The following is a 16,048-nucleotide window of genomic DNA, read 5'->3' as shown; positions in this document are numbered from 1 at the left end:
TTTGTGGACAAATAAACCTGTCCCTCTGTCCACTTTTTGTGAGACAAAATCACCTGTCCCCTTTGTCTCATTTACATTTCGATGATGACGTCGACGTTGAAGTTTGGTTTGAGGAAGCCGTCGTTGTCGGTGATGGAGATTTGGACCGGGACTACGGTTTCGCCGTTTTTGTTGATTGCTTTGGCGGAGATGGCTGTTACTTCACCTTGGTATTCCTGGGTTCTGTCGGCCAGAGGGATAATTGTTACCAGAGCGCCGATTTCCACATCTTTAATAAATTCTTCAAAGATGTTGGCTTCCACGGTGAGGTTATCAAGTTCCATTACCGAGAACACTTTGCTGCCGGGAGCTAACATGTCGCCGGGCCGGGGGACGATGTCATAGATGACGCCGGACTTAAAATCGGCAATGAGGGTTTCTTCATCAAGGTAGGATTTGGCCAGTTTTTCTTCCAGCAGGGAGAGTTCCAGCTCCAGGGCGGCAATTCTTTCCCGCTGCATATTACGCAGGGTGGTGCCGCTGGTACGGTCCAACTCCAGGCGGGCAATTTTCAGCTCCCGCTCCTTGTTTTCAATCTGAGCGTTGTATTCAGTCAGGTCCAAGGTGATTAACGTCTCTTCTTCTTCTACCTGCTGGCCTTCTCTGACATGAACTTCCTCTACCAGAGCGGGAAAATCAACGATGATGTTTTTTTCCGCCAATGCCACTACATTGCCAAACGCTTCCACTGTTTGCGCCTGCACCACTTCAACTTCTTCCTGCCCGTTCGTTCCTGCTTCCGTGGTTCCTGTACAACCTGCGGCCAATAAGGCCACCGACACTAAAATCACCAGAGTTAAGATTGATTTTTTCATGCTACTGTCACCCTTCCGTCTTTAACATTAATTATCCGATTGCCGTAGGCCGCTGCTTCCGTGGAGTGTGTTACCTGTACCACAGTCTTGCCCTTTACTTTGCTGATCTTTTGCAACAGTTCCAAAACTTCCTCACTGGTCTTGCTGTCTAAGTTCCCGGTGGGCTCGTCGGCCAGGATGATATCCGGGTCGTTAATCAGTGCCCGGGCGATGGCCACCCGCTGCTGCTGGCCGCCGGAGAGCTCCCGGGGTGTATGGTTCCTGCGGTCTGCTAAACCGACGATTTGCAGGATTTCCTCCAACCGTTCCTTATAGTCTTTAACCTTTTTGCCGTCTAAGAGGATGGGAACCATAATGTTTTCTTCCACGTTCAGATTCTGAATCAGATTGTAGAACTGGAAGACAAAACCGATGTCGCGGCGGCGCATCACACTTTCCTGGCGGTCATTCATCACCGCCAGCTCCTTGCCGTTTACCTTAATGGATCCGGAAGTGGGTTTATCCAGTCCGCCCAGCAGATACAGCAGTGTGCTTTTACCTGAACCGGAAGGACCCATAATGGAAACAAACTCACCCTTTTGCACCTGCAGATTTATCTTTTTAATACTTCCACATCCACCGTACCCAGCTGAAATGTTTTAAACAGATCTTGAACTTCAATGGCCTTTTCCATGTGAGCAGACCTCCTATTCATATTTTAAAGACTCCACAATATTGAGCCTGGATGATTTTAAAGCGGGACTGACAGAGGCGATTACCATAATCACCACTCCGGACAGCAAAGCGATTAATAGCAGTGTGGGAGAGTAGGTGATGGGGATGGGTGCGGCGATGGCCCGCATCATATAGGGCATTACAGAGAGCATGTGCAGCGCTCCCAGCACACCGATGCATCCGCCAATAATTCCTCCGGTCAAGGACTCCACAAAGATCATCTTAACAATCTGTTTTTTACTCATGCCGATGGAGCGTAAAACTGCCAGAGCCCGTTTTCGTTCAATAAAGCTGATTACCAGATTATTGAGCACCCCGAAAATCCCGATTATTAATGTCAGAATGGAGAAACCCTGCAGGATGTCAAAGAGCTGCGCATTGGCCGCATGGTTTCTTTCCTCCCATTCCTCCATGGTATGGATTTCTAAATTGGGGTAGTTGCGAAACCTTTCTTCCAGTCTTTCCTTTACCTCATCCTGCGTTCCCGAAACCATCATACTAAGCGCCGAATAATACTGGGGCCGCATATCAAACTTATGATAACGCGATCCGATTAAAGCGAAATTTCCGTTTTCCATCAATGTTTCAATAAAGCCGATTACCGTATACTCCCGGGACCCTGATGTCATTTCTATGGTCAGCGTATCGCCAACCTCCAGTCCGTGGGTATCCCTGAAGATGGTTGTTACCACAATGTTTCGTCCCGCTTCCAGATCTGCCAGCAGTTCATCCACTTCACCGGACACACCCAGGTTTGTGGTGTGTTCGAAAAATTTGGGGCCGGTGGGGACATGGAAGTTAATCCAACCGTCCCGGTCCACTAAATTGATGCCGTAATGGTAGTAGTTAGCATAAATATCGGTGACGCCTTCCACCGCCGCAGCCTGATTGAGGATGCGGTTATCAATCTGGCTGCCGCGAATGGTGACATGATAGCCCACGTTGCGGGAAAATATATTGGCCACTTCCCCCACCACGCTGAAGCTTACCATATTGACAATCAAAAGGCTTGCAATACCCAGGGCCAAAAGAGAAATGCTGTTTAAGATGCTGCCGTTTTGTCTCAGGTTTTTAACGGCCATGATTCCTTCGTTGCCGAAGATATACCCATATATTTTTTCAAAGAACCGGACAAAACCAGCTGTAAGGTAGGGAACCAAGAGGATTAGGGCTCCGATGCTAAAGAGCATGGCGGCACCGCTGGAGAAAAGAGCCATTTCATAGGGCAGTGCCCGAGGCAGTACCAATGTGCCAATTCCCATCAACAATGCATAGATAAATTTACGGCTCTTTTTGGTTTCCACTGTCTGCTCGCCAGTGTCCAGAATCAATTCCTTTAGGGGGATCCCCGCTGCTTTTCTGATGGGCAGAATAGAGCTGCCAAAGGAAAGAATCACCGCCAGCACAAAGGAGATTACCATCTGCATGGGAGTAAAGGAAACGGTGGCCTGCAGCTCTCCAGCCCAAGAGGGCTGCAAAACCATGGACATGAGGTAGAGAATTCCCATCCCCAGTATAGAGCCCAGCGCTCCCCCCAGCAGGCCGTACACCAGGCTTTCCGAAAGCATTACCCAACCGGTCATTTTCCTGGTTGCTCCGATGCTGCGGAAGGTGCCGATCACCGGCATTCTTTCTTTGGCAATGAGCTTAAAGGAAGTGTAGATAATAAAGGCGCTCACCGCCATCACCACCATGGTTAAAAATAAAAACGGTGTGGCGATGGAACCAATCATGGCGGCTACCTCCGCCTGCGGCAAAGCCTCCCGGACCCGGTAGCGCGGATGGTCGGCCTCGATTTCTGACATTACTTCATGAATCTGCTCCGAATTATCAAGGCTTAGATACAGGGTATGAACTCTGCCTCTGGCGTCAAAGAGGGAGCTTAAAGTTTCTTTAGGCACCACCGCAAAGGGGTTCTGCCCCACATCCTTAAAGGGGCCCGTATCATGGGCAACGGCTGCAATACGAAACTGCCTGGCGGTGCCGCTTATTGCAATTTCAATTGAATCTCCGGCCTGCAGGCCATATTCTTTTGCCGTGGCCCGGCCAATGATAATTTTTCTTCCCTGAAACGGATGAAGGTTTGCTTCCTGGTAAAAAGATACCGGTGTCATGGTCTGCAAATCATCCATTTCAATGCCCCGCAGCGACCAGGGGTCCTGTTGGTCGTGTGATACTCTGTAAAGACCACCGGTATCTATGGTACCAATCGTATAGTTCATCCGGTCCTGGTAGTCATGCAGCAGAGTTTCGCGGAAAAAAGGCGAAGCCTGGTTTTCTCCCGCCATGACCACCAGGTCAGACTCCCCAACCCTGGTTTGCATCTGCTCCAGAAACATTCTTTCAATGGTGCCGGAGATGGCGGTGGAAGCAAAAAACAGTGCCGTTGAAATCATGATGGCGGAAATAATTAATAAAGTCCTCAGTTTCTTTTCTGCAATGTTGCGCAGAACAAACCGTAAGATGATATTCACGAAACGTACCTTCCTTCTCTCTGAGATTATCTGTATAACTCCTGCTATATATATCTTAGAAAAAGTATCTGAACATTTACTGAACGAGGAATGAACAGAGCTTACAGCTTCTGAACATAAAATGAAAAAGCCCAGGCCGCAGCCTAAGCTTTAATCTTTACTCGTATTCGTTTAGCCAACTATCCTTGACGGTCCGATATTCTGCCAGCATCAAATCCACCATCCGGCCGTAGCTATGCACGCCGTCTGTTTGCCGGTTGGCCATCAGATACGTGTTGTTGACGCGGGTGGATACCTGACGCACTGAGCCGTCATAGCGGGCCCTGTAGCGCTGCCATTCCTCCAGATCACGCCAAACCCCTTCACCGTAGGTCGTTCGGACTTCGGACCATTTCTCCGGATCATACCTGCGCAGTGCGCTCATGGTGTAATTCAGAGCCTGCAGGGTACCGGAATACTGAAAATCCACATCGGGATGAAGCGTGCTGGTGAGGTAGGCTATATAGTTGGCCTCATCTTCCCGGGCAAAGCCCCGTTGATGAGCCATCTCATGGGTGGTGGTAAAGGGAATCAGAAAGTGGGGCATGTTGATGTTTACATTGGCCTCGGCGGTAAAGGGAAAGTACATACCGCCAATGCCGGTATAGGACCAGTACCGTGAAAGCATTACTCCTTTAGGCCTGCCGTAGCGCCCGCCCAACTGGGGATATATTTCAGCGGCCTTTTCATAACCCAGGTGTGCCCGGCCAAACATCTCCCGGATATCGCCGTTTAGCGTCATCACGCCCCGGTCATCCTCGGCTACCTGCAGCCGCAGCTCATTGGCCCGCTCCACCAGATGCGTTGCCAACTCCGTCAACTCCTCCACAGAGGCGGGCTCCACCGGCAGCCCGGAGATCTCGGCAAAAGTCAGGCGACTGTAATTAAAGCCCCACATAAAACTAAAGGCCAGATAAACCACAGCCAAAGTCAAAACCAGCCGTTTCCCTTTGCCGGGCACTGTAGTGGCAAAGTCTCGCGGATTTGTCCTTAATGCGACAACTGCCCTGACTGCTTTATAAATAAAATAGAGTACCAGCGACACCACAATAAGCTCAGCTAAGGAAAACGGAAAAATACCCGTTAGCAGGCTATATGGCCTGATGGTCCAATAATAAATCCCTGAGGAATACCGGCTCTCAATCAAACGGGAAAACCGCGGTGCTGATAAAGAAAAAATTATTCCCAATGTCAGAAATACAAAAACCGCTCTGTGTAAGTGCCTGGACCTCATGGCTCATCTCCCCTGTCTGTTAATCCCGGCAAGATGATTATACCATATAATCCGCACTTCAGAACGGCTTGGATATTGATTTCTTATTCATCGTCGTAGTGGTCCAGATAACTGTGATGTTCTCCGTCTTTTTTCCAGCCCAGTATGGAATCCAGGTAAACATTATGTCCGGCACGGAAAATGGACTTCTCCACTTCCTGAAAGTTCTCCCTGAGATCTTCAATAAGAGCCTTTATCTCGTAGCGCTTATTGCCTATTTTTTTGGCCGCCACCATACAGGCACAGTTAAGGGGCCAGATACCGCAATAACCGGTAAAGCGGCTGATGTCCTTCTCCTTAATCAGATAAAGAGGCCGGATTAATTCCATGCCCGCAAAGTTTTTGGCTTTTAGCTTAGGCAGCATATTTTTAAAGCTGCCGGCACAGAGAAGGTTTAGCATGGTTGTTTCAATTACATCATCAAAATGGTGGCCCAGCGCCAGCTTATTGCAGCCCATCTCCTGAGCTTTGGTGTACAGGGCACCGCGGCGCATTTTTGCACACATATAGCAGGGATAATCACCTGCTATTTTTTGTGCTATTTTAAAGATATCGGCTTCGAAGATATGCAAAGGTATCTGCAGATGTTTGCAGTTATCTATCAAGAGCTCTTTAATATTGGGATGATAGCCGGGGTCCATAGCAATGAACTCTAATTCCAGCTCAACCTGTCTTTGCCGTTGCAGTTCCTGAAACAGCTTGGCCATCAACAGGCTATCCTTGCCACCGGAAATGGCCACCGCCACCTTATCTCCCGGTTGCAGCAGCTGGTACTCTCTGATTGCCTTGGTAAATTTACTCCAGAGAGGTTTGCGGAATTTTTCTTAAGGCTCTTTTCTATTTCCTCTAAGGGTTTGCGCTCTTCTGTAGGAATCAATTGTTCACAGCCGCTGCCGGCCAAGTCGTCACTCATAGTCAACACCCCTGGTTAGGTTATCCATCTTCATTTCGGTAAAAATCAGGGGATGTCCTGCGTTAAGTTATCCACTTTTTTTATCAGGTCTTCAGTCTTTTCAATAACTTTAATAATTTCTTCCGCCTCAGGATCCATATGCTCATTGACGGCCTGGGTTAAAACACTGTAGTTTTCTATAACCCATTCGCAATCGTCGGCTGTGGACAAAGGGCGGTTGTTAATGAGCAACGATTTTCTTCCGTCGGCTCCGGCAATAACTTTTACCGGCATGCTGTTAACAAGCAAAACGGTCCTTGTAGGTACATATTTCAGTATCTGGTCAAGTAATTCTCCCGTCTTGGCAAACAGCTTTTCGCGCAGGTCTCTTTCCTGTTTTTTTATGGCATCCAGGTTTTTGGTCATTAGGAAAATCCTCTCCGTAGCTTTAAGTACAATATTAGTTTTCGTCTACAAAACCCGAATTATTAATAATCTTTGGCTTTCACTCTTAAACATTACAATTTAATGATATTGCCCGGTAAATAAAAGGATTTGGAGAAATTTTCAAGAAAATTTCCCATCAATGAACCCGGAAGAGAAAAGGCGGTTTTAAGATGACTTTTTGGACTAATCTTTTTGCATTAACGATGTCCCGCCAGGATTTAATTTTAGGAGCAATGCTGCAGCACCTTAAGCTCTCTGCCACTGCTTTGGGATTTATATTGCTTCTGGGGATCCCCCTGGGAATAATCATTACTCGCGTGCGCAAGCTGGCTCCGGTGATTATAGGCATCACCGGTTTTTTGTACACCATTCCGGTCCTGGCCTTTTTCGGCTTTGTCATCCCTGTATTGGGTATCGGTGAACGGCCTGCACTGGTTGCGCTGGTAATTTACGGCCTGCTGCCGCTGGTGAGAAACACCTTTGTGGGCATCACCGAGGTGGACAAGTCGGTAATTGATGCGGCCCGCGGTATGGGCGCCACCAACCTGCAGCTCTTACGGGATGTAGAGATCCCCCTGGCGCTGCCCACCATTGTGGCCGGCTTTCGCACCGTAACAGTAATGACCATTTCCATTGCCACCATCGCCGCCTTTATCGGCGCCGGAGGGCTGGGTACCATTATTCTGCGCGGGATTACCACCTATCATCCGGAACTGATCCTGGCCGGAGCCATACCCGTGGCTTTTTTGGCAATTACAGCCGACAGCTTACTTGGCCTGCTGGAAAAGTCCCTGCTTAAGCGTGAAAGTTCCGGTAAACAAAAAAGGCCGGCGGATACAAAGCACGAAACTGCGCCCCAACGGGCAGAAGTTTATAAAAAGCACATTAAGGAGGCTACTAAATGAACCACACAAAGAGTAAGGTTATTTGTATTGTTTTACTGGCACTGCTGCTCACTTTTTCCCTGACAGGCTGCAATAATAACGGTGGTAACGGAAATGAAGAGGCGGCTGCCAATGAACCGGTGGTCATCGCCAGCAAGCCCCACGCAGAACAGTACATCCTCGGAGAAATGCTGGCCATTTTACTGGAAGAAAACACAGATATCCCGGTAACACGCAATTTCGGCATCGCCGGTGGCACATCCAACCTGCACCCGGCCATGGTCAGCGGAGAAATTGATATTTATCCCGAATATACCGGAACCGGCTGGATGTTTGTGCTGCAGCGTGACCTGATTGGAGATTCAAGGGAAATGTTTGAGGCAGTGCGTGATGAATATCAGGATGAATTTAATATCACCTGGCTTGAGCCCTACGGATTTAACAACACCTTCACCCTGGCCATACCCGCTGAATTGGCGGAGGAATACGACCTGCAAACATTTTCCGACCTGGGCAAAGTAGCGGAGAACTTAATTTTCGGCGCCGAGTTTGACTTCTATGAGCGTGATGACGGCTTCGACGCTCTGGCGGAAACATACAACCTGAATTTCAAAGAAACCAGAGAAATGGATATCGGCCTGAAATACCAGTCCATCGGTGCGGGAGAAGTGGATGTAATCAATGCCTTTTCCACCGACGGCCAGATTAGTCTTTTTGACCTGGTGGTTCTTGAAGACGACCAGGGCTTTTTCCCCACCTATTATGCCGCCACCATGGTACGTACTGATACTCTGGAGAAATACCCGGAAATAGCCGACGCGCTGGGAGTGCTGGAGGGGCAAATTTCCGACGGTGAGATGACGGAGATGAATTATCAGGTTGATGAACTTAACCGGGATGCCGCCGATGTGGCCCGCGAATTCCTGGAGAGCAAAGGACTGCTATAGGAAGGAGATATTTAATGCTCCGCTTGGATAGCATCAGTAAACAATACCCCAATAATGTGCAGGCCGTTGATAACGTCTCACTGGAAGTGGCCGACGGGGAAATCATTACCCTGATTGGCCCTTCCGGCTGCGGCAAAACCACTCTGCTTCGCCTGATTAACCGTTTAACCGAAAAAACGTCCGGCCAAATCTTCATCGAGGGAAAAGAAATCAACCGTTGGAACCCCATTGAACTGCGGCGCCAAATCGGCTATGTTATCCAGCAGGTGGGGCTCTTCCCCCATCTGACTGTAGAACAAAACATTTCTTATGTTTTACGCATCATGGGAACCGGCAAAAAAAAGCAGCGGGAACGGGCCGCTGAGCTAATATCACTGGTGGGCATGGATCCTTCATACCTGCGCCGCTACCCTGCCCAATTGTCGGGAGGCCAGGCACAACGTGTGGGTTTTGCCCGTGCTCTGGCCGGAAATCCGTCCATTATCCTCATGGACGAGCCCTTTGGTGCCCTGGACCAGATAACCCGCCTGCAGCTGCAGGATGAGCTATTGAGTCTCCAAAATGAATTAAAAAAGACTGTGATTTTTGTTACCCACGATATCCAGGAAGCGATGAAAATGGGAGATAAAATTGTGCTGATGCGCCACGGCCAACTGATACAGGCCGGAAAGCCTGCTGATTTTTTTATTCGCCCCAAAGAACCCTTTGTTACCCAGTTCATCGGCGGCAGCGATTTTTTCAGGCTACTGACTTTTATTACGGTGGACGAAATTATAACCAGGGAAAAACGGCTAAGTGCCAAAGCTTCCCTGCCCTCAGGAACCTCGCTGGCAGATGCGCTACAGCTGATGTTTCAGAAAAACATACCGGAAATTGATGTTTTAGATGGGCAAGGTAACACCTTAGGCCAAGTCAGCCAGAAAATGATCAGGAATATTGCGGCTACCATAAGTACGGATCAAGGGGACAACCCCCTGAAACATACAATCGGGAGCTAAAGGAGGCTAATTATGAAAAAATACGACCTCATCGTTCTTGGCGGTGGAACCGCCGGCATGACTCTGGCTCGTTCAGCCGCAGCAAAGGGATGGCAGGTGGCGGCGGCAGAGTCCCGCTACCTGGGTGGCAGCTGCATTAACATCGGGTGCACCCCTTCCAAGGCCTTGATTTACTCCGCAAAGTTGATGCATCTGGTCCGCACGGCAGGAGAATACGGCATACGCACCCCCGCCCCCCAGGCTGAGTGGAAAAAAGTTGTAGAGCGCAAAAACAATGTGGTGCAGGAAATGCGACAAGGTAGCTACAGGTCCGTAGAAAAAAACGATAATATTACTCTCTATGAAGAGCCGGCTAAATTTAGCGGCCCTCAGACTGTTGCCGTGGGTGAAAGAGAACTGGAGGCAGACAAAATTCTCATCGCCACCGGAGCCGGTCCGGCCATTGCGCCTATCCCAGGGCTTGAGGAAGCGGGTTACCTTACTTCAACCACTGCCATGGAAATGGAAAGTTTGCCGGGGAGCCTGCTTATTCTTGGCGGAGGCATGATTGCGGTGGAGTTTGCCCAGATGTTTGCCCGCTTTGGCGTGCAGGTAACCATTGTGCAGCGCAGCAAACAGGTGGGTAAAAAACTGGAGGACGAAATTGCTTCAGCCCTGCAAACAATACTGAAGAATGAAGGTGTGGAAATTCTTACAGGCACCGATATTCTCGGCATCCGCCGTCAGAACGGGCGGATAGCCCTCTCGGTGGAGCGTGAAGGGAAAAAACAGACCCTTACAGCGGACGATGTTCTGGTGGCAACCGGCAGAAAACCCAATACAGACCACCTGGAGCTGGACAAAGCCGGCGTGGAAACGGATAAAAAAGGCTTCATTAAGATCGATAGTTCTTTTGCCACCAATGTGCCCGGCATCTGGGCCGCAGGCGATGTGGTGGGCGGCGCCATGTTTACCCATAAAGCATGGCATGACGGAATGCTTTTGGCAAAAAGCCTGCTTCAGGGAAAAAGTATTGACAACACGGACCGCCTGATTCCCTATGCCGTGTTTACCGACCCGGAAATAGCCGGTGTAGGCCTTGGGGAAAAGCAGGCCAAAGACCAAGGCATAGACGTTAAAGTTCAGCAGTATCCCTTTAAACATGTGGGCCGTGCCCGGGCCACCGGCCGCCTTGAAGGCCTGGTGAAGCTAATTACCGACCAAAACAACGGTAAGATTATCGGCGCCCATATCATAGGCCCGGAAGCCGCCGAAATAATCCATGAGCTGGTTATGGCCATGCGTTTCAACGCTACTGTGACAGACTTACAAGAGATGATACACATCCATCCCACCCTCTCCGAAGCGATTAACTCCGCAGGATTGTCCACTTAAATGAACCTCTGTTACAGGATCAAAATAAACCGGAGAGTATCCGGTTTATTTTTTATCTAAAGATTTAGCGACAGAATAACCGGGGCGTGATCAGAGGGTTTGGGCGTTCGCCGCCGGCGGGGCCACAAATCCACCTCCACTTCCGCCATTTTTTCTGCCAGAGGTTTGCTGCAGAGGATATAATCAATCCTCATTCCCTTATCCTGCCAGATTGCGCCGCCTACATAATCCCACCAGGTAAAGGACTGTGCATCGGGATTCAGGTGCCGAAATGAATCAACCAGGCCCCAGTCCAAGACGTCCTGCAACCAGCGGCGCTCCTCCGGCATGGTACAGACCGTATCCTCTAACAATTTAGGGTCATGTACATCCAAATCCTCCAGGGCCACATTTAAATCACCCACCACCACCAGAGGATCAGAGGGCGAAAAGTTCCTCTGCAGATACTCTAAAAAATACCGGTACCATTTCTGCTTATATATATACTTTTCACTGCCACGCAGGTCACCGTGGGGCGCATAAACATTAACCACCGTCACCTCCCCGATCCGACAATGCATAATCCTCTTTTGTTGGTCCCAGTTTTCATCACCAAAACCGGTCACAACTTGCTGTGCACCTTCTTTGCTGCATACCGCTACGCCGTTATATCTCTGCTGGCCAAAAACCGTACACTGGTACCCCAGACTCTCAAAAGCTTGCCGTGGAAACTTATCATCAGTAACCTTAATCTCCTGCAGGCACAAAACATCTATATCCGTGCCCCGTTTTTCCAGCCATTTCAGCAACAACTCTTCCCTGGCTCTTACGGAATTAACGTTAAAAGTGCATATCTTCAATGGCAAAGCCTCCTTACAAGACTGCAGACTGTTGCCATAACTATAGCACGACACCTTCAATGGCTCAAGAAGAACGCTACAGAGATTATTGCCTAAACACAGTAACTAATAGTCCTGCCATACTGATTAAAGTTATAATACCCAACACCATATGGCCGCCCACCGCATCCTTAAAGGCCTCCCCTCCATAACGGATCATCATACCACATCCGAACGTGATTATCAGCAGCACAAATGTTACTACAGCCAGAATCTTTGTCATTTTAACATTCCCCCTCTCAACGCACTTAATCTGTGCCCTATTATTAGATTAACAGGTCGTTCTAAACAAAAAACAAACAGTTTCTGAACAAAGCAGGAAGCAAAAAGCACTCAAACCATTATAGTCTGAGTGCTTTTAAATAGGGGGTCTATTCATTTGTCTCTTCATCAAGCTGGACTGAATCCGTTAATTCTTTGGTTGCCTGCTTAAATTCCCGCAACCCTTTACCGAAGGAGCGGCCAATCTCCGGGAGTTTTTTGGGGCCGAAAATCAATAATATCAACCCACCGGCCAGCAAAAGCTCTGATAAACCGATTTTACCTAACACTTCCTCACCTCCTGAACCGCTTTATTTAACGGAAAGCGGTTTTTTGTTTCTGGACACAACCCGGGCAAAAAGAATGGAAACCTCATATAAGCCCAGCATGGGAATTGCCATCATAAGTTGGGAAATAACATCCGGTGGCGTAAAAATCGCCGCCGCAACAAAAATAACAGCCGCAGCATACATGCGGTTTGCTGCCAGAAAACCTGCAGAAATTACTCCCAGCCTGGTCAGTATCATAACAGCCACCGGCATCTCAAATACCAACCCAAACCCGATTACCAGCCCTAAAGTGTAGGAAATATAACTGCTGAAAGAGAGCATGGGCTCCAGTTGGTCGGAAGAGAATCCCAGGAAAAACCGAATGGTAAAAGGCATTACCACCAGGAAGGCAAATAGCGCTCCCAACATAAAGAAGAACAGCGACAAAGCAGAAATCAGCAAGGTCAGGCGTCGTTCGTTCTGATACAGAGCAGGAAGAACAAAACACCATACCTGATAAAAAATTACCGGAAGGCTGAGAAAAACTGCAGAAATCAGGGCCAACCGAATGTTTGTCAGAAAAGCTTCCGTTAATGTTAAATAAAATAGCTTATCTACGGGATGGGAAAACAAATCACGGATAAAATCGATATACAGATAGGAGACCACAGCAGCAACGGAAATAAACATTACACATATAATAAGTCTCCTCCTAAGCTCTTCCAAATGCTCAATCCATGATGGACCCCTTGCGCACGCAGACCCTGCCAAAACAAATCATCTCCTCATTATCTGCGAAATACATGCCACACACTTGCTAAACAACCTCGTATATACAATTTATCATATTTTTTTTGTTTAGTATAGTAGGAATTTGCATTCTAGTGTCGAAATTAACAAGGGCGCACCACCTTTGCGCGCGGAAGTTGTTTCCAACAACGTTCGCTAATACTAACCTACTAACTTGAGGAGGCGTTGTTATGAGTCAGAAAGGGACATCAGTTTCACGGAGGAAGTTTTTAATGGGGGCCGGTGCACTGGCCACAGGAGTAATGGCCATGGGAGTGGTTGGCTGTGCAGATACTGTGACAGGTAACGGAAATGTTGCTTCGGCACAGGCCCTGCCCTGGACTTACAAAAAACTTGATGTGGAGAAGGTTCGAAAAAGAGGTTATGAAGGATATTTTGAAGGTGGCTGCTGCTACGCCGCAGCCACTGCACTTCTGGAAACACTGCGGGAGGATAACGGCTCTCCCTGGGACACCATCCCCCAGGACATGTTCCGCTATGGTGCCGGGGGTGCATACAGCTGGGGGACACTGTGTGGAGCACTAAACGGCTCTTTGGCTGTTATTAATCTCGCCAGAGAAAACCATCCTGAACTGGGCAATGAATTAGTGGGCTGGTACACCGAATTTCCGTTTCCCACAGATAAGCATGAATCATACTGCAATATTCCGGATCAGATTACAACCGTTGCCAAATCCCCGCTGTGCCACATCTCTGTAAGCACCTGGGCTAATGCCGCCGGCGCCACCGTTAATTCTGATGAGAAAGCTGACCGCTGCGCAAAACTGTCTGGGGACACCGCCGCCTATGCCGCTCAGTTGTTAAATGATGCGCTGGAGAACAATTTTGCCCCCGCATTCACTGTATCCGATGAATACTCCCATTGCATGGATTGCCACACCGGCAAGGACAGCGTTTTCGATAATCAGCAGGGTAAAATGAGCTGCACATCCTGCCATGATGACCATACCAAGGAATAATAATCAGGGCGGTATTCGCTAAGAATACCGCCCTGATCTGTTCAATTTATTTCAATCTGTCCCGTAGCGCCTCTCCCAGCTGCTTGGACTTTGCCACAAGCTCTGGATCATTATCAAAGTTCTTAAACATGTGGGGTTCAATCTTTGCTCCTTCTCCGTAAAGCAGCTTTACATTGGAGATCTCGCACTCTTCACCATAGCCACAGGCAAGACAGGTGGGGTGGCCGCATGTTTGCATGGAGCCTACCACCTCCATGCCCTGGGCCTTGCAAAACAGCTTTAGCCATTCTTCCACTGCCTGGTTAGCTTTATAGCCACCGGCAACCACAATGGCCGGTTTACCTTTCAAAAGTACCTTTCTGTGACGCAGTGAATATGTTCTTTCACAGAATGTTTTGGTCCGGGCATCGGTGGATGCGAACGTAGGGTAGCCGGCAATGATAACTGCATCAGCGTTTTTAATTTTCGCTTCTAAAATATCACTGTAATCATCTTTTTGGATACAGTGATTTGTTTCCACACATTTCAGACACCCCAGGCAAGGGTTTACCCTGTACTTAGACAGATTAAGCATTTCATAATCCAAGCCGCTGGCTTCCGCCACCGCCTGGACTGTTTTATCCAGATTTCCGCCTTTAACCGGACTGCCACTGATGGCAACTATTTTCATCTTAACTCCTCCTTGGGTTTTTCTAACCGTTTCTTTAATTGTAATCGGCCACGGATAAGAAAGCTGTAAAATAGTATACAAAAAACTAAAAAGTAAAATAATTTACAGAAGTTATTAGGTCCTATGGTACAATCTAAGTGAACTGATCTGAGAGGAGGGCCGGCATGGAAACAGACAAACGTTTCTGCCTGCACGACCTGCCGCTGTTTGATAACCTGGAGCGGTCGGCTTTTAGCACAGTGTGCCGCCATGCAGCCATTAAAAGACATATCCGGCGGGGCGAAACTTTATTTCATCAGGGCGACCCTTCCGACACCCTCTATCTAATTAAAGAAGGTAGTTTTAAGCTAGTCCGCATCACCGAGGAAGGGCGGGAAGTAATTTTACATCTGGCAGGCTGCGGTGAAGTGTTGGCTGAGGCAGCCTTGTTCAGAGAGGGCATCCACCCGGTCTCAGCAGTTGCCCTGGAAGATGCCAGGGTTTGCGCTTTAAGCCGGGAACGGATGGAAGAAGTGATTCAGAACAACCCGGACTTGGCGCTGCAGGTCATTTACAGCCTGGGCAGCCGGTTATATAACTCCTGGGAGCAGGCTGTGGAAATCAGGGCGGGATCCACACAGGAAAAAGTATTGAATCTGTTTATCCGACTGGCTAATGAGCATGGTGAAAACTGCTCCGACGGCACCCGTATCCCTGTATCTTTAACCCAGCAGGAAATAGCCGACTTTGTAGGTGCGTCCCGGGTCATGGTGGCCAGAGCCTTAAAAACTCTTTCTGAACGGAACTATGTATTAAAAAAAGGGCGCTACTACATTCTTAAAGACCGGTGTTTCTAATGAAAAACCCAAGCCATTGGCTTGGGTTTTGTGCCGACACTTAATTACTTCTGAAAACAACGCCCCTGAACAAAGCTACTTTTTTTCCTGCTTCTGTTGCTACGGTAACATTATAAATACCGGTGCTTCTGGTTAATTGTTCTTCTTCTGCGGTGGCAATTAATACGGTTTGCGGTTTTGCCGGGCGGATATAATTTATGCTGACCTGCAGCCCCACCGCTTTACCCCTTGTATTGGCAGCAAGGCCCAGGGCGGTATCGGCTAAGGTAAAGATGGCCCCTCCGTGGGCCATGCCATGGAGGTTTTGCATCTCTTTTGTTACGGTAAACTTTACCTGTGCGAAACCCGCAGCCAGCTCCACAATTTCTATCCCCAGATTAAAGGGGAAGTAATCCTTATTAAACTTTGCTTTAATATCCTTAATGGTTTGTTCCATGTTATTGTCACTCAAGCAAACACCCCCTGCATA

Annotated in this window: 16 protein-coding genes and 2 pseudogenes; 6 read left to right on the top strand and 12 right to left on the bottom strand. The window is 48.5% G+C overall.

Annotated elements, in window-relative coordinates:
• Positions 1 to 71 precede the first annotated feature (71 nt).
• The 6 genes and pseudogenes from DEALDRAFT_RS06405 to DEALDRAFT_RS06380 all read right to left on the bottom strand — a co-directional run bounded on the left by DEALDRAFT_RS06405 (position 72) and on the right by DEALDRAFT_RS06380 (position 6,672).
• Positions 72 to 854, bottom strand: coding sequence for an efflux RND transporter periplasmic adaptor subunit (locus DEALDRAFT_RS06405; RefSeq protein WP_008515944.1), 783 nt, complete (start codon positions 852 to 854; stop codon positions 72 to 74).
• Positions 851 to 1,527 (bottom strand): annotated as a pseudogene (locus tag DEALDRAFT_RS06400) (ABC transporter ATP-binding protein). The gene DEALDRAFT_RS06405 and the pseudogene DEALDRAFT_RS06400 overlap by 4 nt, the downstream one beginning before the upstream one ends.
• A 13-nt stretch (positions 1,528 to 1,540) precedes the next feature.
• A complete protein-coding gene (locus DEALDRAFT_RS06395) occupies positions 1,541 to 4,042 on the bottom strand; it encodes an FtsX-like permease family protein (RefSeq protein ID WP_008515941.1) in 2,502 nt (833 codons plus the stop codon).
• 157 nt (positions 4,043 to 4,199) lie between these two features.
• Entirely contained in the window at positions 4,200 to 5,315 is a 1,116-nt protein-coding gene (locus DEALDRAFT_RS06390) for a DUF3810 domain-containing protein (protein ID WP_008515940.1), read from the bottom strand.
• Between the two features lie 83 nt (positions 5,316 to 5,398).
• A pseudogene (locus DEALDRAFT_RS06385) lies at positions 5,399 to 6,267 on the bottom strand (tRNA 2-thiocytidine biosynthesis TtcA family protein).
• Between the two features lie 45 nt (positions 6,268 to 6,312).
• The gene (locus tag DEALDRAFT_RS06380; RefSeq protein ID WP_008515937.1) at positions 6,313 to 6,672 is read right to left on the bottom strand and encodes a hypothetical protein; all 360 of its coding nucleotides are present in this window, start codon (positions 6,670 to 6,672) and stop codon (positions 6,313 to 6,315) included.
• Between the two features lie 191 nt (positions 6,673 to 6,863).
• Here DEALDRAFT_RS06380 and DEALDRAFT_RS06375 point away from each other — a divergent pair, with 191 nt between their 5' ends.
• Genes DEALDRAFT_RS06375 through lpdA form a run of 4 tightly spaced genes read left to right on the top strand, consistent with a single transcriptional unit; the run spans position 6,864 to position 10,896 of the window.
• Positions 6,864 to 7,598, top strand: a complete 735-nt coding sequence (locus tag DEALDRAFT_RS06375) for an ABC transporter permease (RefSeq protein WP_008515934.1) — start codon at positions 6,864 to 6,866, stop codon at positions 7,596 to 7,598.
• The gene (locus tag DEALDRAFT_RS06370; protein ID WP_008515933.1) at positions 7,595 to 8,524 is read left to right on the top strand and encodes a glycine betaine ABC transporter substrate-binding protein; all 930 of its coding nucleotides are present in this window, start codon (positions 7,595 to 7,597) and stop codon (positions 8,522 to 8,524) included. Before DEALDRAFT_RS06375 ends, DEALDRAFT_RS06370 begins: the two co-directional genes overlap by 4 nt.
• Positions 8,525 to 8,538: 14 nt before the next feature.
• Positions 8,539 to 9,522, top strand: coding sequence for an ABC transporter ATP-binding protein (locus DEALDRAFT_RS06365; RefSeq protein WP_008515931.1), 984 nt, complete (start codon positions 8,539 to 8,541; stop codon positions 9,520 to 9,522).
• Between the two features lie 12 nt (positions 9,523 to 9,534).
• Positions 9,535 to 10,896: a dihydrolipoyl dehydrogenase gene (lpdA, locus tag DEALDRAFT_RS06360; RefSeq protein ID WP_008515929.1), complete on the top strand. Its 1,362-nt coding sequence runs from the start codon at positions 9,535 to 9,537 to the stop codon at positions 10,894 to 10,896.
• Between the two features lie 56 nt (positions 10,897 to 10,952).
• Here the strand turns inward: lpdA and xth are convergent, their stop codons facing one another.
• The 4 genes from xth to tatC all read right to left on the bottom strand — a co-directional run bounded on the left by xth (position 10,953) and on the right by tatC (position 13,030).
• On the bottom strand, positions 10,953 to 11,735 hold the full coding sequence (gene xth / locus DEALDRAFT_RS06355; protein ID WP_008515927.1) for an exodeoxyribonuclease III: 783 nt from the start codon (positions 11,733 to 11,735) through the stop codon (positions 10,953 to 10,955).
• A gap of 85 nt (positions 11,736 to 11,820) precedes the next feature.
• Positions 11,821 to 11,997: a hypothetical protein gene (locus DEALDRAFT_RS16845; RefSeq protein WP_008515925.1), complete on the bottom strand. Its 177-nt coding sequence runs from the start codon at positions 11,995 to 11,997 to the stop codon at positions 11,821 to 11,823.
• A gap of 148 nt (positions 11,998 to 12,145) precedes the next feature.
• Positions 12,146 to 12,325 (bottom strand): twin-arginine translocase TatA/TatE family subunit, encoded by a 180-nt coding sequence (gene tatA / locus DEALDRAFT_RS06350; RefSeq protein WP_008515923.1) that lies wholly within the window; start codon positions 12,323 to 12,325, stop codon positions 12,146 to 12,148.
• A gap of 21 nt (positions 12,326 to 12,346) precedes the next feature.
• Positions 12,347 to 13,030: a twin-arginine translocase subunit TatC gene (tatC, locus tag DEALDRAFT_RS06345; protein ID WP_143753395.1), complete on the bottom strand. Its 684-nt coding sequence runs from the start codon at positions 13,028 to 13,030 to the stop codon at positions 12,347 to 12,349.
• Between the two features lie 254 nt (positions 13,031 to 13,284).
• Here tatC and DEALDRAFT_RS06340 point away from each other — a divergent pair, with 254 nt between their 5' ends.
• Positions 13,285 to 14,073: a C-GCAxxG-C-C family protein gene (locus DEALDRAFT_RS06340; protein ID WP_040378578.1), complete on the top strand. Its 789-nt coding sequence runs from the start codon at positions 13,285 to 13,287 to the stop codon at positions 14,071 to 14,073.
• A gap of 46 nt (positions 14,074 to 14,119) precedes the next feature.
• Here DEALDRAFT_RS06340 and DEALDRAFT_RS06335 read toward each other — a convergent pair whose 3' ends face one another.
• Entirely contained in the window at positions 14,120 to 14,743 is a 624-nt protein-coding gene (locus DEALDRAFT_RS06335) for a flavodoxin family protein (RefSeq protein WP_008515917.1), read from the bottom strand.
• A gap of 164 nt (positions 14,744 to 14,907) precedes the next feature.
• Here DEALDRAFT_RS06335 and DEALDRAFT_RS06330 point away from each other — a divergent pair, with 164 nt between their 5' ends.
• A complete protein-coding gene (locus DEALDRAFT_RS06330) occupies positions 14,908 to 15,579 on the top strand; it encodes a Crp/Fnr family transcriptional regulator (protein ID WP_008515915.1) in 672 nt (223 codons plus the stop codon).
• Between the two features lie 40 nt (positions 15,580 to 15,619).
• Here DEALDRAFT_RS06330 and paaI read toward each other — a convergent pair whose 3' ends face one another.
• A complete protein-coding gene (gene paaI / locus DEALDRAFT_RS06325) occupies positions 15,620 to 16,030 on the bottom strand; it encodes a hydroxyphenylacetyl-CoA thioesterase PaaI (protein ID WP_008515913.1) in 411 nt (136 codons plus the stop codon).
• Between the last annotated feature and the right edge of the window lie 18 nt (positions 16,031 to 16,048).

This window comes from Dethiobacter alkaliphilus AHT 1 (assembly GCF_000174415.1).
Classification (GTDB): domain Bacteria; phylum Bacillota; class Dethiobacteria; order Dethiobacterales; family Dethiobacteraceae; genus Dethiobacter; species Dethiobacter alkaliphilus.
The sequence above is the reverse complement of the archived record's forward strand: the minus strand, read 5'-3'. Positions and strand labels throughout refer to the sequence as shown.

Excerpts from the sequence above, each read along its gene's own strand:
- DEALDRAFT_RS06405 (WP_008515944.1), bottom strand. The coding sequence starts at position 854 with ATGAAAAAATCAATCTTAACTCTGGTGATTTTAGTGTCGGTGGCCTTA.
- DEALDRAFT_RS06390 (WP_008515940.1), bottom strand. The coding sequence starts at position 5,315 with ATGAGGTCCAGGCACTTACACAGAGCGGTTTTTGTATTTCTGACATTG.
- DEALDRAFT_RS06380 (WP_008515937.1), bottom strand. The coding sequence starts at position 6,672 with ATGACCAAAAACCTGGATGCCATAAAAAAACAGGAAAGAGACCTGCGC.
- DEALDRAFT_RS06375 (WP_008515934.1), top strand. The coding sequence starts at position 6,864 with ATGACTTTTTGGACTAATCTTTTTGCATTAACGATGTCCCGCCAGGAT.
- DEALDRAFT_RS06370 (WP_008515933.1), top strand. The coding sequence starts at position 7,595 with ATGAACCACACAAAGAGTAAGGTTATTTGTATTGTTTTACTGGCACTG.
- DEALDRAFT_RS06365 (WP_008515931.1), top strand. The coding sequence starts at position 8,539 with ATGCTCCGCTTGGATAGCATCAGTAAACAATACCCCAATAATGTGCAG.
- lpdA (WP_008515929.1), top strand. The coding sequence starts at position 9,535 with ATGAAAAAATACGACCTCATCGTTCTTGGCGGTGGAACCGCCGGCATG.
- DEALDRAFT_RS16845 (WP_008515925.1), bottom strand. The coding sequence starts at position 11,997 with ATGACAAAGATTCTGGCTGTAGTAACATTTGTGCTGCTGATAATCACG.
- DEALDRAFT_RS06340 (WP_040378578.1), top strand. The coding sequence starts at position 13,285 with ATGAGTCAGAAAGGGACATCAGTTTCACGGAGGAAGTTTTTAATGGGG.
- DEALDRAFT_RS06335 (WP_008515917.1), bottom strand. The coding sequence starts at position 14,743 with ATGAAAATAGTTGCCATCAGTGGCAGTCCGGTTAAAGGCGGAAATCTG.
- DEALDRAFT_RS06330 (WP_008515915.1), top strand. The coding sequence starts at position 14,908 with ATGGAAACAGACAAACGTTTCTGCCTGCACGACCTGCCGCTGTTTGAT.